Annotated in this window: 24 protein-coding genes; 6 read left to right on the top strand and 18 right to left on the bottom strand. The window is 38.2% G+C overall.

Translation table 11 applies throughout. From position 1 onward, the window contains the following. The 8 genes from dnaB to HMPREF2704_RS07140 form a co-directional block, all read right to left on the bottom strand. Nucleotides 1-1,359: a replicative DNA helicase gene (gene dnaB, locus HMPREF2704_RS07175; protein ID WP_014714093.1), complete on the bottom strand. Its 1,359-nt coding sequence runs from the start codon at nt 1,357-1,359 to the stop codon at nt 1-3. A 25-nt stretch (nt 1,360-1,384) separates the two neighbouring features. Next, nucleotides 1,385-1,837, bottom strand: coding sequence for a 50S ribosomal protein L9 (rplI, locus tag HMPREF2704_RS07170; protein ID WP_024056479.1), 453 nt, complete (start codon nt 1,835-1,837; stop codon nt 1,385-1,387). After that, entirely contained in the window at nt 1,834-3,813 is a 1,980-nt protein-coding gene (locus tag HMPREF2704_RS07165) for a DHH family phosphoesterase (protein ID WP_042760252.1), read from the bottom strand. Before HMPREF2704_RS07165 ends, rplI begins: the two co-directional genes overlap by 4 nt. Before the next feature lie 194 nt (nt 3,814-4,007). Then, nucleotides 4,008-5,918 (bottom strand): tRNA uridine-5-carboxymethylaminomethyl(34) synthesis enzyme MnmG, encoded by a 1,911-nt coding sequence (mnmG, locus tag HMPREF2704_RS07160; RefSeq protein ID WP_024056477.1) that lies wholly within the window; start codon nt 5,916-5,918, stop codon nt 4,008-4,010. 10 nt (nt 5,919-5,928) lie between these two features. Then, a complete protein-coding gene (locus HMPREF2704_RS07155; RefSeq protein ID WP_024056476.1) occupies nt 5,929-6,384 on the bottom strand; it encodes an NUDIX hydrolase in 456 nt (151 codons plus the stop codon). A gap of 146 nt (nt 6,385-6,530) precedes the next feature. Beyond that, entirely contained in the window at nt 6,531-6,953 is a 423-nt protein-coding gene (locus tag HMPREF2704_RS07150) for an SseB family protein (RefSeq protein ID WP_024056474.1), read from the bottom strand. 21 nt (nt 6,954-6,974) lie between these two features. After that, entirely contained in the window at nt 6,975-8,096 is a 1,122-nt protein-coding gene (gene mnmA, locus HMPREF2704_RS07145) for a tRNA 2-thiouridine(34) synthase MnmA (protein WP_024056473.1), read from the bottom strand. 204 nt (nt 8,097-8,300) lie between these two features. Further along, nucleotides 8,301-8,843 (bottom strand): aggregation-promoting factor, encoded by a 543-nt coding sequence (locus HMPREF2704_RS07140; RefSeq protein WP_003009194.1) that lies wholly within the window; start codon nt 8,841-8,843, stop codon nt 8,301-8,303. A 228-nt stretch (nt 8,844-9,071) separates the two neighbouring features. Here HMPREF2704_RS07140 and sdaAB point away from each other — a divergent pair, with 228 nt between their 5' ends. From sdaAB to HMPREF2704_RS07125, 3 genes are read left to right on the top strand one after another with little or no spacing between them, the layout of a single operon-like run. Further along, complete coding sequence (gene sdaAB / locus HMPREF2704_RS07135; RefSeq protein WP_003002135.1) at nt 9,072-9,743, top strand: L-serine ammonia-lyase, iron-sulfur-dependent subunit beta; 672 nt, start codon at nt 9,072-9,074, stop codon at nt 9,741-9,743. A 9-nt stretch (nt 9,744-9,752) separates the two neighbouring features. Then, nucleotides 9,753-10,625 carry an L-serine ammonia-lyase, iron-sulfur-dependent, subunit alpha gene (gene sdaAA / locus HMPREF2704_RS07130; protein ID WP_003002222.1) on the top strand — a complete coding sequence of 291 codons (873 nt, stop codon included), beginning with the start codon at nt 9,753-9,755 and terminating at the stop codon, nt 10,623-10,625. A 1-nt stretch (nt 10,626) separates the two neighbouring features. Further along, nucleotides 10,627-11,256: an HAD hydrolase-like protein gene (locus HMPREF2704_RS07125; RefSeq protein WP_049522615.1), complete on the top strand. Its 630-nt coding sequence runs from the start codon at nt 10,627-10,629 to the stop codon at nt 11,254-11,256. A 25-nt stretch (nt 11,257-11,281) separates the two neighbouring features. On the opposite strand, the gene HMPREF2704_RS07120 is transcribed toward HMPREF2704_RS07125, so the two are convergent. From HMPREF2704_RS07120 to yfmF, 8 genes are all read right to left on the bottom strand, one after another. Then, nucleotides 11,282-11,926: a LysM peptidoglycan-binding domain-containing protein gene (locus HMPREF2704_RS07120; RefSeq protein ID WP_021154150.1), complete on the bottom strand. Its 645-nt coding sequence runs from the start codon at nt 11,924-11,926 to the stop codon at nt 11,282-11,284. A gap of 157 nt (nt 11,927-12,083) precedes the next feature. Continuing rightward, a complete protein-coding gene (locus HMPREF2704_RS07115) occupies nt 12,084-12,881 on the bottom strand; it encodes an energy-coupling factor transporter transmembrane component T family protein (RefSeq protein WP_024054768.1) in 798 nt (265 codons plus the stop codon). Then, entirely contained in the window at nt 12,874-13,716 is an 843-nt protein-coding gene (locus tag HMPREF2704_RS07110; RefSeq protein ID WP_021154152.1) for an energy-coupling factor transporter ATPase, read from the bottom strand. The genes HMPREF2704_RS07115 and HMPREF2704_RS07110 overlap by 8 nt, the downstream gene beginning before the upstream one ends. Next, nucleotides 13,701-14,525, bottom strand: a complete 825-nt coding sequence (locus HMPREF2704_RS07105) for an energy-coupling factor ABC transporter ATP-binding protein (protein WP_021154153.1) — start codon at nt 14,523-14,525, stop codon at nt 13,701-13,703. The genes HMPREF2704_RS07110 and HMPREF2704_RS07105 overlap by 16 nt, the downstream gene beginning before the upstream one ends. Further along, nucleotides 14,526-15,065 (bottom strand): CDP-diacylglycerol--glycerol-3-phosphate 3-phosphatidyltransferase, encoded by a 540-nt coding sequence (pgsA, locus tag HMPREF2704_RS07100; RefSeq protein WP_003009208.1) that lies wholly within the window; start codon nt 15,063-15,065, stop codon nt 14,526-14,528. A 31-nt stretch (nt 15,066-15,096) separates the two neighbouring features. Further along, complete coding sequence (locus tag HMPREF2704_RS07095) at nt 15,097-15,504, bottom strand: helix-turn-helix domain-containing protein (protein WP_023919990.1); 408 nt, start codon at nt 15,502-15,504, stop codon at nt 15,097-15,099. 26 nt (nt 15,505-15,530) lie between these two features. Next, nucleotides 15,531-16,805, bottom strand: coding sequence for an EF-P 5-aminopentanol modification-associated protein YfmH (gene yfmH, locus HMPREF2704_RS07090; RefSeq protein ID WP_024054767.1), 1,275 nt, complete (start codon nt 16,803-16,805; stop codon nt 15,531-15,533). A gap of 8 nt (nt 16,806-16,813) precedes the next feature. Next, nucleotides 16,814-18,061 carry an EF-P 5-aminopentanol modification-associated protein YfmF gene (gene yfmF / locus HMPREF2704_RS07085; RefSeq protein WP_049522633.1) on the bottom strand — a complete coding sequence of 416 codons (1,248 nt, stop codon included), beginning with the start codon at nt 18,059-18,061 and terminating at the stop codon, nt 16,814-16,816. 155 nt (nt 18,062-18,216) lie between these two features. On the opposite strand from yfmF, the gene yaaA reads away from it, so the two are divergent. Beyond that, on the top strand, nt 18,217-18,579 hold the full coding sequence (gene yaaA, locus HMPREF2704_RS07080; RefSeq protein ID WP_024054765.1) for a S4 domain-containing protein YaaA: 363 nt from the start codon (nt 18,217-18,219) through the stop codon (nt 18,577-18,579). Further along, complete coding sequence (recF, locus tag HMPREF2704_RS07075; RefSeq protein WP_024054764.1) at nt 18,579-19,673, top strand: DNA replication/repair protein RecF; 1,095 nt, start codon at nt 18,579-18,581, stop codon at nt 19,671-19,673. Before yaaA ends, recF begins: the two co-directional genes overlap by 1 nt. 45 nt (nt 19,674-19,718) lie before the next feature. Here recF and guaB read toward each other — a convergent pair whose 3' ends face one another. Next, the gene (gene guaB, locus HMPREF2704_RS07070) at nt 19,719-21,200 is read right to left on the bottom strand and encodes an IMP dehydrogenase (protein WP_003009220.1); all 1,482 of its coding nucleotides are present in this window, start codon (nt 21,198-21,200) and stop codon (nt 19,719-19,721) included. Nucleotides 21,201-21,341: 141 nt separating this feature from the next. Beyond that, nucleotides 21,342-22,370 (bottom strand): tryptophan--tRNA ligase, encoded by a 1,029-nt coding sequence (trpS, locus tag HMPREF2704_RS07065; protein WP_021154159.1) that lies wholly within the window; start codon nt 22,368-22,370, stop codon nt 21,342-21,344. Between the two features lie 205 nt (nt 22,371-22,575). Here trpS and HMPREF2704_RS07060 point away from each other — a divergent pair, with 205 nt between their 5' ends. Beyond that, on the top strand, nt 22,576-24,201 hold the full coding sequence (locus HMPREF2704_RS07060) for an ATP-binding cassette domain-containing protein (protein WP_049486042.1): 1,626 nt from the start codon (nt 22,576-22,578) through the stop codon (nt 24,199-24,201). The last annotated feature ends 47 nt before the right edge of the window (nt 24,202-24,248 follow it).

The raw sequence follows: 24,248 nt of genomic DNA, 5'->3' as shown, positions 1-24,248 counted from the left end.
TTATTGATCCTCTCTCTTTGAAATACTTGAGAATTTATTGTATTCCTTTTGGAATATTAATTCGACTGTCCCACGCGCACCTGAACGGTTTTTCTCGATAATCACTTCAACCGTATTATTGGGCATTCCATCTTCTTCCTCTTCACCAGCTCGATCATAATAATCATCACGGTACAAGAAAGCAACAATATCCGCATCCTGCTCAATCGATCCAGATTCACGAATATCAGAAAGAACAGGACGTTTGTCTTGGCGCTGTTCCACACCACGTGATAGCTGACTCAAAGCAATGACGGGAACTTTTAGTTCCTTCGCCAAAATTTTTAACTGACGAGAAATTTCTGAAACTTCCTGTTGACGGTTTTCTCTTCCAGTCCCTGTAATCAGTTGCAGATAGTCAATCAGGATAAGACCGAGATTCCCTGTTTCCTGCGCCAATTTTCTTGCTCTCGAACGAATCTCAGTGATCCGAATTCCTGGGGTATCATCGATGTAAATACTCGCATTGGCCAAATTTCCTTGAGCAATGGCATATTTCCGCCACTCTTCATCCGTCAATTGACCTGTACGAATCGAATGGGATTCAATCAAGCCTTCAGCAGCTAGCATCCGGTCTACCAAACTTTCAGCACCCATTTCTAATGAGAAAATAGCCACTGTCTTATCCAACTTTGTCCCGATATTTTGAGCAATATTTAGAGCAAAGGCTGTTTTCCCTACCGCAGGACGAGCCGCTAAAATAATCAATTCTTCCTCATGTAGCCCCGTCGTCATATGGTCCAAATCGCGATAGCCTGTCGCAATACCCGTGATATCAGAGGTTTGAAGCGAACGGGCTTCTAAGCTACCAAAATTTATATTCAAGATGTCTCGAATATTTTTAAATCCACTACGATTTGCGTTTTCACTAACATCAATCAGAGCTTTTTCAGCACCCGCAATGATTTCATCTGAAGGACTTGCACCATCATAAGCTTGATTAATACTTTCCGTTAATCGAGAGATCAATCGACGTAAGACAGCTTTTTCGGCAACAATCTTCGCGTAATACTCCGCGTTAGCTGAAGTTGGTACCGAATTAATGACTTCTACCAAATAGGAGAGACCGCCAATATTTTGGAGATCCCCCTGACTATCTAAAATATTTCGAACAGTCGTCGCATCAATCGCATCCCCGCGGTCAGCTAGATCGATCATGGCTTTAAAAATCAAACGGTGCGAGTACTTAAAGAAATCGCCAGGCTCGATATATTCACGAACAAAGACCAATTTCCCCTCATCAATAAAGATGGCTCCCAACACTGATTGCTCCGCTTGGATATCCTGAGGTTGTGTTCGTAATTCCTCTATCTCAGCCATAAAAAAACCTTTCTATCGATCGTGTTTACCCTTCATTTACACGAATATTAATCACACCTGTAACATCTTGATAAATTTTTACAGGGATGTCAATCAAACCTGTTGAACGAATTGGAGAGGAAACTTGGATATGACGTTTATCAATTTTAATGCCAAATTGTTTCTCAAGCTCTTCTGCAATCTTTTTATTAGTAATAGAGCCGAAAGTACGGCCATCTGGCCCAATTTTTTCAGTGAATTGAACAACAGTTGCTTCTTCTTCTAATTTTGCTTTAATCTTTTGCGCTTCCGCTAACAATTCAGCATGCGCTTTTTCTTCTGACTTTTGTTTTCCACGAAGCTCACCGATTGCTTGGGCATTGGCTTCTTTCGCAAGATTTTTTTTGATCAAAAAGTTTTGTGCATAACCAGTAGGCACTTCTTTAATTTCGCCCTTTTTACCTTTACCTTTTACATCCGCTAAGAAAATAACTTTCATTCTACATTCTCCTTTTCAATAGTTACTTCGTTTTCAATAGTCTCAATCAGTTGTTGACGAATACTCATTAAATCTTGACCCTCAATTTGAGAAGCCGCCGAGTTGAAATGACCTCCTCCGCCAAGCTGTTCCATGATACGCTGTACATTGACTTTGCTTCGACTTCGTGCAGAAATCGAGACAGTTCCACTTTGATTACAAGCAATGACAAAGGTTGCTTCCACCTCAGACATGGCTAGCATACTATCAGCTGCTTTACTAATAGTTACTGAATCATAGGCTTTAGTCGTATTGGCACAAGCTACGATGATATGCGGCAAAATCTTTTCACCAGTCAAGATCAGTTCGTTCACTTCGCGGTACTCATCAAACTGAATCGCAGAGATCTCCTGGATGGTTACACTATCACTACCTCTTGAACGAAGGTAACTCGCCACATCAAAGGTCCGACTCGTAACACGTGCGGAGAAGTTCTTAGTATCCAGCATAATTCCAGCCATCAAGACACTAGCTTGAATCTTCGTTAACCGATTTTTCTTCGACTTCTGGAACTGAATAAGTTCACTAACCAATTCGCTCGCACTACTTGCTCCACTTTCAATATAGGTGATCAGAACATTTTCAGGGAAATCATCATCCCGACGATGATGGTCAATGACAATAATCTGTTGGAATTCCTGATAAAATTCTTTAGAAAGGGTCAAGGCTGTCTTAGAATGGTCAACCATAATTAACAAAGAGCGATCCGTCACCATTTGCATGGCTTCCTCTAGGGGAAGGATTTTCGTTACCTGCTCTTCTTCTAGTTTCGCAATTGCTCTTGAAATATCACTAGCCATTGCATGCGGGTCATAGACCACATAAGAGGAAGCCAAAATATTGCTAGAGAAAAACTGCATTCCCACAGACGCTCCTAAAGCGTCCATATCCAAGTTTCTATGCCCAACAATGAAAACTTGATCAACGGATTTAATCTTATCCGAAATAGCTGTCATCATAGCGCGTGTTCGAGTCCGCGTCCGCTTCACAGCAGAAGCTGTTCCACCACCAAAGAAAATAGGGTTTTTCTGTTCATCGTTTTCTTTGACTACTGCTTGATCCCCACCACGAACTTCCGCAAGGTTTAGGTTCAAGAGAGCCACTTTACCAATCTCATCATGCTCCCCGTCACCATACGAGAATCCCATACTTAAGGTAATAGGTAGCTCACGATTTTTAGCTTCTTCACGGAATTGATCGATGACAGAAAATTTTGATTCCATCAACTGTTCTAAGACCGTGTAGTCTGTAAACAAATAGAAACGATCCATCCCCACACGTCTGTAAAACATATGGTAATGAGCTGTAAACTCTTCTACAAAGTTGGCAATAAAACTATTGATATTGCTAATATCAGAGTCTGAAATGACATCTTCTAGATCATCATAGTTATCAACAGAAATAATACCGATAACGGGACGAGTTGTCACCAATCCCACAGTTGCTTCATACTCACTTGAAACATCAAAAAAGTAAACAACACTAGACGTCTGATCAAAGTAAACAGAATATTTCTTATCGGCTACAGTGACATAATGACCTTTATCCTCAAACAGAGTATTGAGTAACTTTTTCAAGGATTCAACATCAAAGTCTCCATCATCTGTTGAAAAAATCAATTCAGCATAAGGGTTGAACCACTCTACTTCATTTGATTCTTCATTAATCTTGATAACTCCAACAGGCATTTTATCAAGGAGGGATGCTAATCCGCTTTCTGCCTGATGGTTAACATATTGTATTTGTTCTAATTCATCTAACTCTGAAATTTGTAACTGGTATTCAAATAAAGCAATCAATCCAGCTAAGACTAAAAAAATTGCAATGAGAGTTACATAGCCTTTGCCAAAGATTCTTAAAAAAATTGCTAAAATTGCAAATGAAATAAAACCAATTAACACATAATGGATGAACGATAAACGAAATTTTTTCATCATAAACCTCTTCTCGGAATTATACCATAAATAGAGGTAAAAAGCGAGGTTTCTCTCTATATTACAGAGAAGATCGACCTGTAAAAGCTCTTCCTCGGCTTCACTACTTTGTAAACAAGGTTTACAACTGTGTAAATAGTAACAACAGATTTCAATCCATAAAATTGAGGCTGAAACATCATCTCAGCCCCATTTGATTAGTGGTTTGCTTTGTTTTTGGAGATACTCCGAGATTTACCTTCCAAGTAAACCATTAAAATAGAGATATCCGCTGGATTGACACCTGAGATACGACTTGCTTGACCAATCGTTTCTGGATTAATTAATTTAAATTTTTGACGCGCTTCGGTTGCAATAGAGTCAATATCATCCCAGTCAATATTCGCAGGAATTCGTTTTTCTTCCATACGCTTCATTTTTTCGACTTGGTCCATTGCTTTTGAGATATAGCCTTCGTATTTAATTTCAGTTTCAATCAATTCAATGATTTTATCATCCAGTTCTTCAGCTGCAGGACCGATAAATTCTACCACATCTTGGTAAGAGACTTCTGGTCGTCGCAAGAATTCTTTAGCAGTGACAGCATCTGTCAATGGTTTAAAGCCCATTGCAGCAATCTTTTCATTGGTTTCCTTTACAGGCTTTAACTTAATACTATCTAAACGCTTCATCTCGTTTTCAAACTGATACTTCTTGGTTTCGAAACGTTGCCAACGTTCATCATCTACCAATCCAATTGCTCGTCCCATTTCTGTCAAGCGCATATCGGCATTATCATGACGCAAAATCAGACGGTATTCTGCACGGCTTGTTAACAAACGATACGGTTCGATCGTTCCCTTTGTTACCAAATCATCGATCATGACCCCAATATAACCATCACTGCGTTTCAAAATGAGTTCTGGTTTTCCTTGGATTTTTAGAGCCGCATTGATCCCTGCAATAATTCCTTGACCAGCAGCTTCCTCATAGCCAGACGTTCCATTGGTTTGGCCAGCTGTAAAGAGACCTGAAATTTTCTTGGTTTCTAAAGTTGCGCGCAATTGATGAGGCAAAACCATATCATACTCAATCGCATAACCCGTTCGCATCATTTCTGCCTTCTCAAGCCCCTTAATAGAATGGACGAGATCCCGTTGAACATCCTCTGGTAAACTCGTTGACAGCCCTTGAACATAGACTTCTTCTGTATTTCGTCCCTCAGGTTCTAAGAATAGTTGATGACGCTCTTTGTCAGCAAAACGGACAATTTTATCCTCAATGGATGGACAATAGCGAGGACCTACTCCCTTTACAACCCCTGTAAACATAGGTGCCCGGTGTAAATTATTCTGGATAATTTCATGGCTATGCCCATTCGTATAAGTCAACCAACAAGGAACCTGATCCTTTACATAATCTTCATCACGCGATGTATAAGAAAAATGATTTGGAGCTTCATCTCCAGGTTGAATTTCCGTTTCGTCATAATTAATTGACGATGCCTTTACACGAGGTGGTGTCCCTGTTTTGAAACGTCCAATTTCTAATCCTAGTTGTTTGAGATTATCGGCCAAATTGATAGAAGCTAGACTATGATTAGGTCCTGACGAATACTTGAGATCTCCAATGATAATTTCTCCGCGCAAAGCTGTCCCAGTAGTGACAATAACAGCCTTTGCCCCATACTCTTGGTGAGTGGCAGTCCTTACACCAACAACCTTACCATTCTCCACCAAAATCTCATCAATCATAGTTTGGCGAAGAGTTAAATTTTCTTGGTTTTCAACCGTTTTCCGCATTTCTTTTGAGTAAAGTTCTTTATCTGCTTGAGCCCGAAGTGCACGAACCGCAGGACCTTTACCAGTATTGAGCATTTTCATTTGGATGTAGGTCTTGTCGATATTCTTCGCCATTTCTCCACCGAGGGCATCGACTTCACGCACGACAATCCCCTTAGCAGAACCACCAATAGAGGGATTACAAGGCATAAAAGCCAGCATTTCAATGTTAATAGTCGCAAGTAAGACCTTACAACCCATACGACTAGCAGCTAGAGAGGCTTCTACTCCCGCATGCCCCGCACCGATTACAATGATATCGTATTCTTCTATAAAGTTATTATTCATTCTATTTCTCCTATTTCTCAAGATGGATGTGTCGTAATTTTCCGTCCCAGTCTGGTAGGGCTGATTTTAAAAAAGCCGGTTTCAGGTCAACAGTATGTAATTCATCTAAAGCAATCCAACGGCAAGGTAATTGCTTTGTATCTTCCTGCATGACCAAAGGTGCATCTTCCAGCAAGTCCACAAAATAATGAAATTCAATGTTATGGTAGTGGATTCCAGCTTGTTCAAAGTGATTTTCAACCACGAAAGCTAGTGGACCTGCTTTAGATGTAACACCAAGTTCCTCTTTTACTTCCCGAACTACAGCATCTTCTGTAGTTTCATTGACTTGAATAGCACCTCCGATTGTATAACAGCCGTCCTCATCTTCTATGACGAACAAGCGATTATCTTTTACAATCAAAGCAGTCGCTCTCACACCAAAAACAGTAGAACCTATTTTCGTCCGAAAATCCTGTTGCCTCATTTTACTTCCTTTCGAAATCACACAAAAATAGTCAAAACTCTGAGAAGTGCAGGACAAAAAAGCCTACAACATCCATGAGCTTTGACCATCATTTCTATTGCTTTTATCATTGTAGCAAATTGAGAAAATTTGTCAATTTAAATATACTAAGACTGACGGATTGCTTCAAAAACTCCTTTGTCAATCTCAACTGGATCAGAGAATGCATCTAGAACAATCCCTCTCACTGGAAACTTTCCTATCCTTTCTGCAGTAAATAAACAGTCCGTAAAAGGTAATTGCAGCCAAGAAAAACGATCGTAATAATCTTTAGGAATATCCTGTTCCGTCAAGAAACAAGGATAAAAGTAGTCGTCTCCCTTTCGTAGAATATCCGGTTTTAGACGAATACCTTCTTGTTCGTCACTCCCATCCATTAAAGAAGCATTAAAGGGAACCCAAACTTTAGATTTCTTCAATTCCTTGAACAAAGCTTCAATTGACTCCGTCGTTTTTTCCCTCAAATATTGTTTCTTATAATCAGAGATAGTCTTTGTGTTCTCTATTTTTTTCTTAAAGAACTGAAACACTTTCGTTCCTCCTAGAAAATTCTAAATATACTGACAAACTTTTCCATCCCGATAAGCATTGTCAATCAAGCCACCGCCTAGACACTCTTCACCGTCGTAAAAAACAACAGCTTGTCCTGGTGTAATGGCTCGTTGAGGTTCTGCAAAAACCACTTCTGCCTTGTCACCTTTAACGTGTACAGTTACCTTAGAATCTGGTTGACGATAGCGGAACTTAGCTGTACACTCTAATGTAAACTCTTCTGGCATATCTCGTGTAAAGTGAACTTGACTAGCCTGTAAACTTGTTGACATCAATGCTTCATGGTAGAAGCCTTGACCGACATAAAGAATATTTTGACTGAGGTCTTTCCCAACTACAAACCATGGAGCATTGTCTCCACCTTGTTGGCCACCAATTCCAAGTCCACCCCGTTGACCGATTGTGTAATACATCAAACCAGCATGTTCACCCATATCTCGTCCATCGATGGTCATCATTCGACCTGGTTGGGCAGGAAGGTAGTTCCCTAGAAATTCTTTGAAATTCTTTTCTCCGATAAAGCAAATTCCAGTTGAGTCTTTCTTTTTAGCTGTTGCCAATCCAGCTTCTTCAGCTAGACGGCGAACCTCAGGCTTTTCCAAATGTCCCAATGGGAACATGGTTTTTTGAAGTTGTTCTTGTGACAGTTGGCTTAAGAAATAAGTTTGATCCTTCCCGTTGTCAACGCCACGTAACATATGGACAATGCCATCCTCATCACGCGCCACACGCGCATAGTGCCCTGTCGCTACATAATCTGCACCGAGTGTCATAGCATAATCTAAAAAGGCCTTAAATTTGATTTCCTTATTACACATGACATCCGGATTTGGTGTTCGACCAGCTCGGTATTCGGCAAGGAAATATTCAAAGACACGATCCCAGTATTCTTTCTCAAAGTTGACAGAATAGTAAGGAATGCCAATTTGGTCTGCAACCGCTGCTACATCTTTGTAATCTTCTGTAGCTGTACAGATGCCATTTTCGTCTGTGTCGTCCCAGTTTTTCATGAAGATACCGATGACATCGTAACCCTGTTGCTTTAATAATAAAGCTGTTACAGATGAATCCACACCACCACTCATACCAACAACAACACGTGTTTTCGAGTTATCACTCATAGATTTCTCCCATCTTTTCGTTTCTCACGATTGAAGGTCGTGGTTTGCTTCAACGATTGAAGGTCGTTTTGAGCAGTTACCATTTTAACACGCTTTATATTAGAAAACAAGCATCTTACTATTCTTTTTGTTGATCAGGATCGATGGGTTTACAAGTCTGTAAATTTAAAAAGAGTCCTATTCAAGAACTCTTTTTAAACGAATTTAATACCAGCCATTTGCCAACCAGAAATTTTTAGCTGCTGACCATGATCCATAACGGTTGACAACATATTGATTGGCTACTTTTTCTTGGTTTGCAGGTGATAAATCACCATTCAAATAAGTGATAGTCAATTGGTAACGGCCATAATATTGGCCATTTTGTGCTGTATAGCTACCACTTGACTCTTTTTGGGCAATCCATTCCTTAGCAGCTGCATCTTCCGCACTCAAGCCATCTGAAGCAGAGACAGTAGTTGTTGCTTGTGTAGTATCAGTTTTACTAGCAGGAGCTTGCTCCGTGGTTTTCTGCGTTGTATTTGCATCTTCAATCTCAAGAACTTGACCAACTGAGATGAGATTCACGTTACTAATCTTATTTTTCTTAGCAATCGCATCAACCGTTGTGTTCTTCTCTTTAGCAATAGCTGATAAAGTATCACCTGATTTTACAGTATAAGAATCTGCATTCGCTACAATTGGAAGGAAAAGTCCTGCAAGTAAACTAAGTCCAATAATTCGTTTCATCATTTGTTTTTTATTCATTATTATGTACTCCTTTATTGGTATACCTCTATACTACACAAGAAATATTTCATATTTATTGAAATAATGTGTCAAATATTTCAGTCAGATGTTAGAAATACTAAAAATCCAGGATAATATAAATGCTTTAAGCCCCCTTTAAGATTTCTCAGATATTTCGGGAAAAATAGAAGAAATCATCAGCCATATCTGATATAATGAAGTAAAGTGATCACAAAGGAGCAGAGCATGAACTCTTTAAAATTCCAATCAGTTTTTGATATTATTGGACCTGTGATGATCGGCCCATCCAGTAGTCACACTGCAGGTGCTGTTCGAATTGGTAAAATTGTTTCTTCTATCTTTGGAGAGGAACCAAAAGAAGTTGAGTTCCAATTATTTAATTCCTTCGCCAAAACCTATCGTGGTCATGGAACAGATTTAGCCTTAGTAGCGGGCATCTTAGGAATGGACACAGATGATCCTAGAATCCCAGATAGTCTAAAAATTGCACATGAACGAGGCATTCGGATTGTTTGGTCTATTCAAAAAGAAAGCAATGCTCCTCACCCAAATACAACGACTATTACTGTTAAAAATGATCATAAAACGATTTCTGTCACTGGAATCTCAATTGGTGGTGGGAACATACAGGTTACTGAGTTAAATGGCTTTGCCATCTCGCTAAATATGAATACTCCAACCATTATCATTGTTCACCAGGACGTCCCTGGAATGATCGCTCATGTGACAGAAGCTCTTTCTCGCTATGATATTAACATTGCACAAATGAATGTAACACGGGAAAAAGCTGGAGAAAAAGCGATTATGATTATAGAAGTTGACTCAAGAAGTTGTGAAGCAGCGATCGAAGATATCCGTAAAATTCCTCATCTTCATAATGTCAACTTTTTCAAATAAGGAGTTCATATGTTTTATTCAATTGTAGACCTCGTAGAACAAGCAAGCACACAATACGAAGGAAACGTCGCAGAGTTAATGATTGCAACTGAATTTGAACTAACCGGTCGTGAACGAGAAGAAGTCCTACGATTAATGACCCGTAATTTAGAAGTGATGATTGATTCTGTAAAGTTAGGGTTAAATGAAAACCACTCTCGTAGTGGGTTAACCGGTGGGGATGCCGCAAAATTAGATCGCTATATCAAATCAGGAAAAACGTTATCTGACTTGACCGTCCTAACCGCAGCGAAGAATGCTATTGCTGTCAACGAACACAATGCTAAGATGGGACTGGTCTGCGCAACACCCACTGCAGGATCTGCTGGCTGCCTCCCCGCAGTTCTCACTGCAGCAACTCAAAAATTAGGGTTAAACCGTCAGCAACAATTAGATTTTCTACTGACAGCTGGAGCTTTTGGTTTAGTGATCGCAAATAATGCTTCTATTTCAGGTGCAGAAGGTGGTTGTCAAGCAGAAGTTGGTTCTGCTTCAGCTATGAGTGCAGCAGCATTGACACTAGCTGCTGGGGGAACTCCTTATCAAGCGAGTCAAGCAGTCTGTTTTGTCATCAAAAACATGCTTGGGCTCATTTGTGATCCAGTAGCAGGACTCGTGGAAGTTCCATGTGTTAAACGGAACGCAATGGGAGCTAGCTATGCCTTCATTGCTGCTGATATGGCCTTAGCAGGTATTGAATCAAAAATACCTGTTGATGAAGTGATTGACGCCATGTACCAAGTTGGATCTAGTCTTCCGACTGCCTTTAGAGAAACAGCTGAAGGAGGATTGGCAGCAACACCAACCGGACGTAGATTACAAAAAGAGATATTTGGAGAATAACATGCAAGCCTTATTTTTTGATTTAGATGGAACATTAGTTGACAGTTCCAAGGGAATTACAGAGAGCTTTCAACATACATTCGATACTTTGAAGGTTCCTCAACCCGATCTCAAAACTATCCGTAGTTTTATGGGACCACCTTTGATTTCTAGTTTTGAAGCTACCCTTCCTGAAACTTTGGTAGATCAAGCAGTGATGATCTATCGCCAGTATTATCATGAAAAAGGTCAATACAAATCAACTCTGTTTCCTCAGATAGTAGAAGCTTTGAAAGCATTACAAGACGAAAACATTCCTCTTTATGTAACTACTTCAAAACATGAACCAGTTGCTTTACAGATGTGTCAAGATTTAGGTATCGATAAATACTTTAAAGGAATTTATGGATCAAATTCAGATCGTATCCACAAAGCCGATGTCATTCGATACGCCTTGTCAAGCAATGACCTTCCAAAAGAGGAGACAGTGATTATTGGAGACACAAAATTTGACCTCATTGGAGGTCAAACAGTTGGCATAAAAACCATGGCCGTCACTTGGGGATTTGGAGATCTTGAAGAGCTACTTCTTTACTCACCAGATTTTATTTGTCACTCTCCACTTGACATTCTTGAGACATTAAAAAAATAGGTTTACAAGTTGTAAACCTATTTTTTTAATAACCCCAAGCTGATAAACCTTGTGAGCTATATGCATTGTATGCAGCCTGGATTTGATCATCAACTGTTGCAGTTGAACCCCAACCTGGCATTGTTTGGAACAAACCACTGGCACCAGAAGCATTTGCTGCATTTACTTGACCATTTGATTCACGGGCAATAATTGCTTCCCAAGTAGAAGCAGGTACACCAGTCATTTCAGCCATACGAGCAGCTGCATAAGATCCTTGTTCTCCAGCAGTATTCCCATTTGATAGAACAATTCCACCATTTGTTGATTGTGCAGAAGTCACTGCAGCATTTGCTGCATAAGTTGTTTGTTTTTGAGCAGTTTGTGCAGTTGCTGTAGTTGCACTTTCAGCAGGTTTTGCTTGCTCTTGTGGAGCAACTTTATCAATCATAGATTTTGAACGCTCACCTAACTCAATAATTTGTCCTGCATAGATCAAATCTTCATTGGTCAGATTGTTAGATGCAATAATATTTTCTACTGAAGTGTTATTTTCTAGTGCAATTTTTGATAGAGTATCTCCAGACTTCACTTCGTAAGTTTCAGCATTCACTGTAGCAATACCAGAAATGAAAAGTGATGCTGCTGAAAGTAGGGAAGTGACTGTCCATTGGAACTTTTTACTGTTCATGAATTCTATTCTCCTTTCGAACATAATTCTATCATACACACAAAATGTTACAGTTTATTGTAGAATATATTACAAATGTTACAAGAATATGTGAATTTAATGTAAAAAGCGCTTTGTATAGCGCTTTTTCCTTATTTTTGAACCAATACAACTAGCTCTATCCATTTTTTAGATAAAAAACTATCAACATGAGGCACAGAATAACGAGCAATGCCAGGGTATCTTTTACTCCCCACTGCAGAGTCCGATAGCGTGTTCGTCCTTCACCGCCTTTGTACCCTCTCGCTTCCATCGCAATTGCTAATGCATCTGCGCGTTTAAAACTTGAGGCAAACAAAGGAATGAGAATCGGAATGAAGGAACGGATCCTTTTTAATAGATTTCCTTCACCAAAATCAACACCACGCGCCCTTTGCGCATTCATGATTCGATTCGTATCATCCACTAAAGTTGGAACAAAGCGCAAACTCATAGATAGCATTAACCCAATCTCATGTGCTGGAACTTTAATAATTTTTAGTGGTGTGAGGATCTTTTCAACAGCATCTGCTAAACTCAATGGTGTCGTCGTCACGGTTAAAATCGTCGAATAAAAAATGATTAAAATAAATCTACAAAATATGATGGCGGCTTGCATCAATCCTTGGTCGGTTAATTTAAAAAACCACCATTGATACAAAATAGTTCCTTGAGAGGTCGCAAATAATTGAAAAATGGTTGTAAAAGCAATGATAAAAATCATTGATTTTAAACCTTTAATATAAAAACTAACCGAAATCCTCGTTAGATACATTAAAACAAAAATAAAACCAAAGAGAAGAACATTTGTCTGGATATTATTTGCCCAAAACAGAAGAAATATGAATAAAAACATTGAGAGCAACTTCCCACGAGGATCTAGTTGGTGGATAATGGAGTTTCCAGGAATATACCTTCCCAAAATCATATTATTCATGAAGTAACAGCTCCTTTAGTTCCTCAATTTTGATTGGTAGTCTGTCCAGAGGAAGTCCTCTTCGTTTCAATTGAAGAGCAAAATTCGTAATTTGTGGGACTCCTAATTGAAGTTTTTGTAAATACTCAACCTGTTGAAACACTTCCCTTGGGGATCCGTTTAGGACAAGTTTTCCCGCTTCTAAAGCAAATACAGTATCAGCAAAATTTGCTACATCATCCATCGTATGAGTTACCAGAACTAGGGTCATCCCATTTTTATGTAATGTCTCAAACAGCGCCATCAATTCCTTTCTTCCAGCAGGATCTAGACCTGCTGTTGGCTCGTCCAATACTAAAATCTCTGGTTCGATAGCTAAAATACCTGCGATCGCAACCCGTCTCATCTGTCCACCAGATAGTTCAAATGGACTTTTATCATAGATAGACTCTTCTAAACCAACGATCGCTAATTTTTCTTTGGCTATTTCCTCCGCTTTGTCCTTAGGTACCCCAAAATTCTGTGGTCCAAAGGCTACATCAGCTAGAACGGTTTCTGCAAACAGCTGACTTTCTGGAAATTGAAAAACCAAACCAACCTTTTTTCTCAGGTACTTCATTTCTTTTGGCTCAGAATGATTATCTAAAACAAAATCTTCAAATTGAATCGTTCCTTTAGTCGGACGCAGTAAACCATTTAGTAATTGCAACAAAGTAGACTTGCCACTACCAGTATGTCCGATAATGGCTGTATAAGATCCATCTTTTATTTCCAAACTAATATCAGAAAGCGCCTGCCCTTCAAAAGGACTTCCCTCTTGATAAGTATAATAGACATTCTTTAAAGAGATTCCCATAATTGGTCTAATAACTCACTTTCTGTTAGATAATCCTGTTTTAGCGGAAAATGCGAGCTGAGAGATTCTTGAACCTGCTTACTAAAAGGCTTATCTAGTCCAATCTCATTGAGGTCATTTCTTGAAAACAATTCCCGCGGCGTCATAGAAGACTCTAGTTTTCCTTTTTGAAACACGAGTGTTCGATCACTTAAGGCAATTTCGGTTAAATCATGGGTAATGGAGATAATTGTTAATTGAAATTTTTTCTGAAGTTCTCTCATTACCGCCATTAGATCCTCTCTACCTTCTGGATCTAACATACTAGTTGCTTCATCAAGGATAATAATCGTTGGTCTCAAGGCGATAATACCTGCTATGGCCACCCGTTGCTTTTGACCACCTGACAAACGAGATGGTTCGCGATCTTTAAACTCCAGCATACCAACTTGCTCAATAGCCTTCTCCACACGTTGAAACATTTCTTCCCGTGGAATTCCTTGATTTTCTAAACCAAAGGCAACATCATCTTCTACTGTCGCACCAACAAATTGGTTATCAGGATTCTGAAATACAATCCCAATTTTACTACGGATTTCCCATATGGTTTCACGAGTCAGTTGTTTTCCATCAATGTAAATCTCACCAGACTCAGCTTCCAAAAGACCATCAATCAGGCGTACAACTGTAGATTTCCCACTACCATTGTGTCCAACAATCGAAAGCCACTCTCCTTGTTTCACGTGAAACGAAACCGTGTCAATTTGATACTCTTCTACTGTTTTATCGTATCGAAAGGATACATTTTTTAGCTCAATCATCTGTTTCATTTATTTAAATGTGTCTTTAAAGAGATAGCTACTTCCCTTAAAGTAGTCGTAACCAGAATAAATTGTGAAAATCAATGCAATATAAAGCAACACTTGCCCTGGAAGAGTCCAATGGCAAAGCAAAAAGATAATGGCAAACATTTGGCTAAAGGTTTTAATTTTTCCAGGCATGGCTGCAGCAAGAACTGTACCACCTGTCTCAACAAGTAGAAGACGCAAACCAGTAACAGCTAACTCACGACAAATGATAACGGCTGCAATCCAAGCAGGAACCATTTTTAATTCAATCATCATGATAAAGGCTGACATGACCAATAATTTATCTGCCATTGGATCGGCAAATTTACCAAAATTACTCACTACATTCCATTTTCGTGCAAGAAAGCCATCTAAATAATCTGTAATACTAGCAATTGCAAAAATAACTGCCGCTACAATATGTCCTAAGTAAGAGTGACTTAAACTTAAAATGGCAATAAAAATAGGAATCATCACAACCCGAATTAATGTCAATGCATTAGGAATATTTTCTTTTTTCATACTTCCTCCAAAAAATAAACTATCTTTACATCTATTTTACAGATGCTGTAAACTCATAAAAATATACGATATAAATCACAAAACCAAGAATGACAAAACTAACTAGTAGATAATACAGGATTGGTAACCAGCTCGCTTTCTGTCTTAATTTTCTTGAATGAAGCTCTTCGTCATCTACAAGTATCTCTTCATCAAATAACAATTCTTTTCCTTCACGAAAAGCTGTCAATAGGATGGACTCATCTAATCCCAAAGCCCATGCTAATTTTTTAAGATAGATCTGAGCGTAAAAGGGACTCGGTAATAGATCAAACTCATCGTTTTCCAACGCTTCTATATAAGGAATTTCAATAGCTGTCTTATTTGACACATCCTGTAAACTTAAGTGTAAATTTACTCTTGACAGTCTTAACACTTGACCAATCGTTCTCTTCTTCATGTTTCCCCTTCTTGATACATTGTTTACTACTTTTGAAAAATCATATAGTCAACCATCTCAGCCCGTTCGATGAACTGACGCCCTAATTTGATGATATCTTGTAAACTAATACCTTGTAAAATCTTTGGAAGATCATAAGAAGTGCTACCGTCTGAAAAATATTCAAACTGAGTGGCACTATACTCAAGCGAATTTAAACCTTGTAAGAAATCACCAAACATTTCGCTTTTAATCGTATCCAAATGTTCCTGATTGACATCTGGATCCTTCTCAAATTGTTTGATTGCTGACCTAAATTGATGAGATAAGGACACCGGTTCTTGAGTATCCATTGTCAAAATAACGAAATGAAATAATTCCTCAACCTCGACTTCAAGTGTCAATGAGTTGTCAATCTTCCCAGCTTCATATAAACTTTGAAACCGTTGCGAAGTCCAACCAAACATCATCGAAAATAGTAATTTCAACATCAATTTATAACGAAATTTTTCCTCTTTCTTAATGATATCATTTCCTCGAATTCCAATTGCCAACTTCGGAGTAGCAACTTCCATTCTACAAGATTGATTCAATCTTACTTCATTTTTTTCTACAGGAAAACGTTCTAACTCCACAGATGGATGAGGAGGAACTAGATCATATTTCTTTACTACTTGCAATACTTCATCAACATCAAAGTTTCCGATCACTAATAAGTGCATTTGAGAGGGATGATAGAATAGATCAAAGTTTTCACGGAGATTATCTATTGTAATGTTGGAAATAGACTCCCTAGTCCCAGCAATATCATCTGCTAACGGTGTTCCAGGATATAAATTTTCTAAAGCACCAAAAAATAATCGATAGTCTGGACTATCTTGATACATTCCAATTTCTTGTTGAATGATTTCTCTTTCCTTAGATACAGATTTTTCTGTAAAGGAAGCCTTTGAAACCATCTCCAATAACAATTGAATATTCTCAGGGACTTTTGAAGTTGTTGAGAAAAGATAACTTGTCTTTGTAAAGCTTGTAAAGGCATTACTTTCCGATCCTAAATGAACGAATTTTTTTAAATAATCTTGACCATTTTCATCTTCAAATACTTTGTGTTCTAGGAAATGAGCAATTCCTGCAGGATATTGCCTTTCATCACCATTCACTAGAATTCGTGTATCCACTGAGCCAAACTTAGTTGTGATTATTCCATAGGTTTCATAATAATCTTCTTTGGGAATTAAATGAATAGTCAACCCATTTGACAAGCGTGTAAAGTAAACTTGCTCACCAACTGATTCATAATATTTTTCTTTAATTTTCAATCTTTACACTACTTTCCTTCCATAAAATAAACAGACTGTAAATTAATTGTTTTTGCCACTTCAATAATTTCTTCTCTACTAACCTTATCGATGGACTCTAACCACTCTTCTAAAGAAAGGACTTTCTTTCCTAGGATCGTTTTCAGATATTCCCTTTCAATCAAGGTATTTTGCCGATCCTGTGCTAATAAGGTCGTATTCACCAACATTTCTTTTGTCAATTGAAGCTCTGACTCTGTAAACTTGCCTCGTTTTAAATCATTCAACTGTCGCATAATCAAGGTCATTACTTTCGTACGAGATTCCTTATCAATACCTGCAAAAACTCTCATGAAGCCTGTAAAAATATCAAAATGGCTTGAGATAGTATAAGCAAGGCCTTCTTTCTCACGTATTATTTGAAAAAGTCTCGAATGCGAGAAAGCTCCCAGCATCCCATTTAATACAACTAGAGGGATATGGAGAGATTCTCCATACTGGGTAGAAAAATGATAACCTAATTCTAAAATAGATTGTTGGTTTTGTTTTTGCTCTAACTTTTCTCTTACAACATTTGTAAAAGGTTGTTGATAGGTGACAGACAAATTGTTATCACGTGGCTTGAATTCAAACTGGTTCACTCGATCCACAATAGCGACCTCATTAAAGTCACCTATGAAAAAGAAGTCAATGTTATCTAATTGGAGCATCTGATGAAACTGTTCAAGAGAACTTTGAGCTGTTTCTTGTCTCACTAAATCAACTTTCCCCAATCTTGACATCCCGATTGTTTCGTCTTCAAAAAATAGTTGATTCAATTGCCCATGTGCATAATAATAAGGCTCTTCAATTTCTGACTCCAAATCGGAAATCGTATTTTTCTTTTCAACGTCAAATGTATCACTGTCAAAGTGATCTTCTACTACCAAAGGTGAAAAGAAGATAGTTTCTATAATGTCCAAAACCTCATCCGTAAGAACATTTTTCTTGCTCAAAAAGTCATCGCGCACAAAGGAAATATTCAAATCAACATAATGAACACGCCCCCTCTTAGAGACTGAGGTTGACAATTCTACCCCATATAGACTCGCTAATTTTTCACGGAATAATTGTGAAGTTGGATATTTTTGATTTGCAGTTTCCATCATACAGGCTACTAAAACACGCGCAGCCACGGTATTTTCATCTAATGGTGATGAAAAACGGACCTTAATTTTATTGGTTTTAAATTTTTTTGATTGAAGAAAGTGAAGATTCACGCCCTTTACTAATTCCATTTTCATCCTCGTTCTACTCAATAGTAACTTTCATTATAACACGAAATCACACTAAAATCCTAATTCAAACTGTGAAAAAGCTCCTCAAATCACTCAACATTCTCTACCCTAGAAAAACTAAAAATATGGTATAATAACACGCAAAGAGGTGAACTATGAATTACAAATTATTTGATGACTTTATTACATTACAAGCAATCTTAAAAGAACTCGGCATTATACAGAGTGGTGGTGCAATCAAAGCCTTTCTTCAAGAAAAAGAAGTCTTTGTGAATGGTGAATTAGAACAACGGAGAGGCCGTAAACTTCGTGTCAATGATCAGATTGACATTCCTGAACTGAGCATGACTATCACCATTCTTGAACCTTCTCAAGAAGAAATAGAAGAACATCTTAAAGAGAAGGAAGAAAAGGAACGTGTTGCTAAACTTGTCAAGCAACTCAATCAACAACAAAAGAAACAACCGACAAAGACTAACAAAAAAGAAAAAGCAATTCGCTTTCCTGGTATCTCCTAATGTGGTTAAAACACTTATCCATTCAACATTTTCGTAATTATCAAGAACTAGAAGTCGAGTTTCATCCTGGATTAAATATTTTCCTAGGTCAAAATGCTCAAGGAAAGACCAATATTCTCGAATCAATTTATTTTCTAGCTTTAACCAGAAGTCATCGAACACGAAATGATAGAGATCTCATCTATTTTGAATCCACCGATTTTAAAGTTTCTGGTCAATTGCAAAGAGAAACTGGTCCCCTTCCATTAGAAATTTCCTTGACACCAAAAGGTCGGATAACTAAGGTAAATCATTTGAAACAAGCCAAATTATCAAACTATATTGGCCATATGAATGTTGTCCTTTTCGCACCCGAAGATTTGCAACTGATCAAAGGATCACCTGCAGGGCGTCGAAAGTTTATTGACATTGAATTAGGTCAGATGAAACCTCTCTATTTATCCGACTTATCTCAATACAACCATGTACTGAAACAAAGAAACAGTTATCTAAAAAATTCGGAAAAAATTGATGCTACATTTTTGGAGGTCTTAGATTCACAACTAGCTAATTTTGGAAGTCGCGTCATCCATCATCGGCTTGAGTTTATTAAAAAATTAGAAGCTAAAGCAGAAGAAAAACACACTCGACTTTCTGACAACAAAGAAGACCTATCGATTCAATATCAGTCAACTGTTTTTTCTGAAGAAGGAAATGATATAGAAGAGCAGTTTCTCTCTATGTTGGAAAAAAACCGTCAGAAGGATATTTTTAGGAAAACAACAAGTATTGGGCCTCACAGGGATGATTTGGCATTTTTTATCAATAATATGAATGCTACCTTTGGTAGTCAGGGCCAGCATCGAAGTGTTGTTCTCTCTCTAAAATTAGCAGAAATTGAATTGATGGAAGAAATCACAAGAGAAAAGCCTATTTTATTACTTGACGATGTCATGAGCGAACTTGACAATTATCGTCAACTTCAACTACTTGAAACCATCTCTAATAATATTCAAACATTTATTACAACGACCACTCTCGATCATTTAAAAGACCTGCCTGAAGAGTTGAAAATTTTCACTGTTCAAGCCGGTCATATCAAAACAGCATCTTGACAGAATTGTCAAGATGCTGTTATTTTTGTTTACAAATGTGTAAATTTATTGTGCTGAGTAGTTAGGAGCCTCGTTTGTGATTTGCACATCATGAGGATGGCTTTCTTTCAATCCTGCACCACTCATTTCAACAAATTGTGCATGATCATGTAAATCTTGAATGGTTGCTGCACCAACATAACCCATACCTGAACGAATACCACCGATCATTTGGAATACCATATCTGCTACAGAACCTTTATAAGCAACACGTCCCTCAATTCCTTCAGGAACCAATTTATTGGCTTCATTGACAGATCCTTGGAAGTAACGGTCGCTAGAACCTTTCTTCATTGCTGCAATAGATCCCATACCACGGTATGTTTTAAATTTACGACCTTGGAAGATTTCTGTTTCACCTGGTGCTTCATCTGTACCTGCAAGCATTGAGCCAAGCATAACCGCGTTTCCACCAGCTGCTAGTGCTTTGACAATATCTCCTGAATACTTGATACCACCATCAGCAATGATCGTTTTTCCATATTCACGAGCTACAGCGGCTGCATCATAAATGGCAGTCACTTGAGGAACACCAACCCCTGCAACAACACGAGTTGTACATATTGATCCTGGACCAATTCCGACCTTAACTACGTCTACCCCTGCATCAAATAATGCACGAGCACCTTCAGCGGTTGCAATATTTCCTGCAATCAAGGTACGATCTGGGAAGTGAGCACGAATTTCTGCAATCTTACGAAGAACACCCGCAGAATGTCCATGAGCAGTATCGATGACAATAGCATCTGCACCAGCTTCAAAAAGAGCTTCTGCACGTTCAAAAGTATCTGAAGTAACCCCTACGGCACCAGCCACAAGCAAACGACCAAATTCATCCTTAGCCGCATTTGGAAACTCAATAACTTTTTCAATATCTTTGATTGTAATCAAGCCAGAAAGACGACCATTTTCATCTACCAATGGTAATTTTTCAATACGGTGCTCTTGTAGAATGCGTTCAGCTGTTTCCAAATCGGTTCCAACCGGTGCAGTTACCAAGTTTTCACTTGTCATATGATTTGAAATGGGTTGATTGTAATCAGAAATAAAACGCAAATCCCGGTTTGTAAGGATACCAACTAATTTACGATTTTCAAGTGTTTCAACAACAGGAACACCACTGATTCGGTATCGTCCCATCAACTCATCTGCTTCTGCAATTGTATGAGACGGAGTCAAATAGAACGGATCAATGATAACCCCATTTTCAGAACGTTTTACTTTGCGTACTTCATCTGCCTGTTGCTCAATTGACATGTTTTTATGGATCACACCAAGTCCACCAGCACGTGCCATAGCAATTGCCATTTGACTTTCAGTCACCGTATCCATAGCAGCAGTAATGATTGGGATATTCAAGCGTAAATTACTTGCTAATTGTGTACTTAAATCTGCATCATTAGGCAATACGTGACTTTCTGCTGGAATCAAAAGCACGTCATCGAATGTAAACCCTTTTTTCAAAAACTTTGTGTCCCAATTAGACATTAGCTGGATCCTCTTTTCTTTTTATTTGAGCAAGGCTCGAATTTTTATTGTTAATATCATACCATTCTATGGCAATTTGTCAATCATTTATTGGTAACTATCAATGAACGGTATAAAATGTTCGCTATTAATGAAGTCGTTTTATTTTTTAAAATAGGTAATTCCCATCGCAGATTTGACTTCATCCAATGTTTGAGCTGCTACATTTCGAGCACGTTCACTTCCTTTTTCAAGAATAGAGTAGACTTCACCCATATCCTTTGCAAATTCAAGGCGTCTTTCACGAATTGGTCTTAATTCACGATCTAAAATTTCTAAAAGATATCGTTTGGTCTTTACATCACCAAGTCCACCACGTTGATAATGTTCTTTCATTTCTGCAATTTCAGCTGAATCTTCTGGACGGCCAAATACATCCAGGTAATGAAACACCATATTGCCTTCGATTTTTCCTGGATCCTCTACTTTAATATGATCCGGATCGGTATACATACTCATCACTTTTTTCTTTAAAGTATCCGCATCATCAGCTAGGTAAATTCCATTATTCAATGATTTAGACATTTTAGCATTTCCATCTAAACCAGGTAAGCGCCCCGCTGCTTCATTTTCAGGATAAATTCCTTCCGGTTCCACCAAAGTATCTGTGTTGTATGCATGATTAAAGGAACGAACAATCTCACGAGTTTGCTCAATCATAGGCTTTTGATCATTTCCTACTGGAACAAAATTCGCTTTAAATGCTGTGATATCGGCTGCTTGTGAAATAGGGTATACCAAAAATCCTGTTGGAATACTCTCACCAAAACCTTTTTGAGAAATCTCGGTTTTTACAGTTGGATTCCTTTCAAGTCGCGCCAAAGATACTAGATTCATGTAATACATGGTCAATTCCGCTAATTCAGGAATCTGACTTTGAATGAAAATCGTAACTTTTTCAGGATCTAGTCCAGCTGCCAGATAATCCAAAGCAACATTACCAATAGATTCTACAATCGTTTTTGGATCTTTTGCATGGTCTGTCAAAGCTTGCTGGTCTGCTAGGAAAACAAACATATTATACTCATCTTTATTTTGCAACAAGACGCGATTTTTTAAAGAACCAACATAGTGGCCAATATGGAGTTTTCCTGTCGGTCTATCTCCTGTCAGAATGATGGGTTTTGTCATACTCTTCTCCTTAATCGTTATCCCTATCATTATAGCACTTTCTAGTTGAAAATGTTAGTCTATCCTCTATGTTTGTAAGGAATTAACACTTTACTAAACTGTCAATTTCGTTTACATCATTGTAAAAACAAATTGACAGTAAAAAAGTTGAATTTTCCCCTATTTTCTAGTAAAATGAAGACATTATAGAAAGAGGAGAAAATCATTGCTTACAGTATCAGACGTCTCACTACGTTTTAGTGATCGAAAATTGTTTGACGATGTCAATATCAACTTTACAGAAGGAAATACGTACGGTCTCATCGGTGCCAACGGTGCTGGAAAGTCAACCTTTTTAAAAATTTTAGCTGGAGATATTGAACCAACAACTGGTCATATTTCTCTTGGCCCTGATGAACGTTTGTCTGTTTTGCGTCAAAATCACTTTGACTACGAAGACGAGCGGGTCATCGATGTTGTCATTATGGGAAATGAAAAGCTCTACAACATTATGAAGGAAAAAGATGCTATCTACATGAAAGAAGATTTCTCTGATGAAGATGGTGTCCGTGCAGCTGAACTTGAAGGTGAATTTGCCGAACTTGGTGGATGGGAAGCAGAAAGTGAAGCATCTCAATTGCTTCAAAATCTAAATATTTCAGAAGACCTTCATTATCAAACTATGAGCGAGTTAGCCAATGGGGATAAAGTGAAAGTTCTCTTAGCTAAAGCCCTTTTTGGTAAACCAGATGTCCTTCTTTTGGACGAGCCGACCAATGGATTGGATATTCAATCCATTACCTGGTTAGAAGATTTTCTGATTGATTTTGAAAATACGGTTATCGTTGTATCCCATGACCGCCACTTTTTGAATAAAGTCTGCACCCATATGGCGGATCTCGACTTTGGAAAAATTAAACTTTACGTCGGAAACTATGATTTCTGGAAAGAATCTTCTGAACTTGCAGCAAAATTACAAGCAGATAGAAATGCAAAAGCTGAAGAAAAAATTAAACAATTGCAAGAGTTTGTCGCACGTTTCTCAGCCAACGCTTCAAAATCAAAACAAGCAACTTCGCGTAAAAAAATGCTTGACAAGATTGAACTTGAAGAAATTGTTCCATCTAGTCGGAAGTACCCATTTATCAACTTTAAGGCAGAACGAGAAATTGGTAACGATCTCTTGACAGTTGAAAATCTTTCTGTCAAGATTGATGGTGAAACTATCCTTGACAATATCAGCTTTATCTTACGTCCTGGTGACAAAACCGCCCTTATCGGACAGAACGATATTCAAACAACCGCTTTGATCCGTGCATTGATGGATGATATTGAATATGAAGGAACTGTCAAGTGGGGAGTTACAACTAGTCGATCATATCTACCAAAAGACAACAGTCGTGATTTTGCAGGTGGTGAAAGTATTCTTGATTGGCTTCGTCAATTTGCAAGTAAAGAAGAAGATGACAATACTTTCCTTCGTGGTTTCTTAGGACGGATGCTCTTTTCGGGTGACGAAGTTAACAAGTCTGTCAACGTCTTGTCAGGGGGAGAAAAAGTTCGTGTCATGTTGTCTAAATTGATGCTCCTCAAGTCAAATGTTCTTGTACTGGATGATCCAACCAATCACTTGGATTTGGAGTCTATTTCAAGTTTGAATGATGGATTGAAGAATTTTAAAGAATCGATTATCTTTGCTAGCCATGACCACGAATTCATTCAAACACTCGCCAACCATATTATCGTTCTTTCAAAAAACGGCGTAATCGATCGTATTGATGAAACCTATGATGAGTTTCTTGAAAATGAAGAAGTTCAAGCAAAAGTGAAAGAACTTTGGAGTCAATCATAAAAATAAAGAGCCCTGAAATAATGATTTCAGGCTCTTTCAGTAGAAAT

The sequence above is a fragment of the Streptococcus sp. HMSC076C09 genome (genome assembly GCF_001837905.1).
Taxonomy (GTDB): Bacteria; Bacillota; Bacilli; order Lactobacillales; family Streptococcaceae; genus Streptococcus; species Streptococcus parasanguinis_I.
The sequence above is the reverse complement of the archived record's forward strand: the minus strand, read 5'-3'. Positions and strand labels throughout refer to the sequence as shown.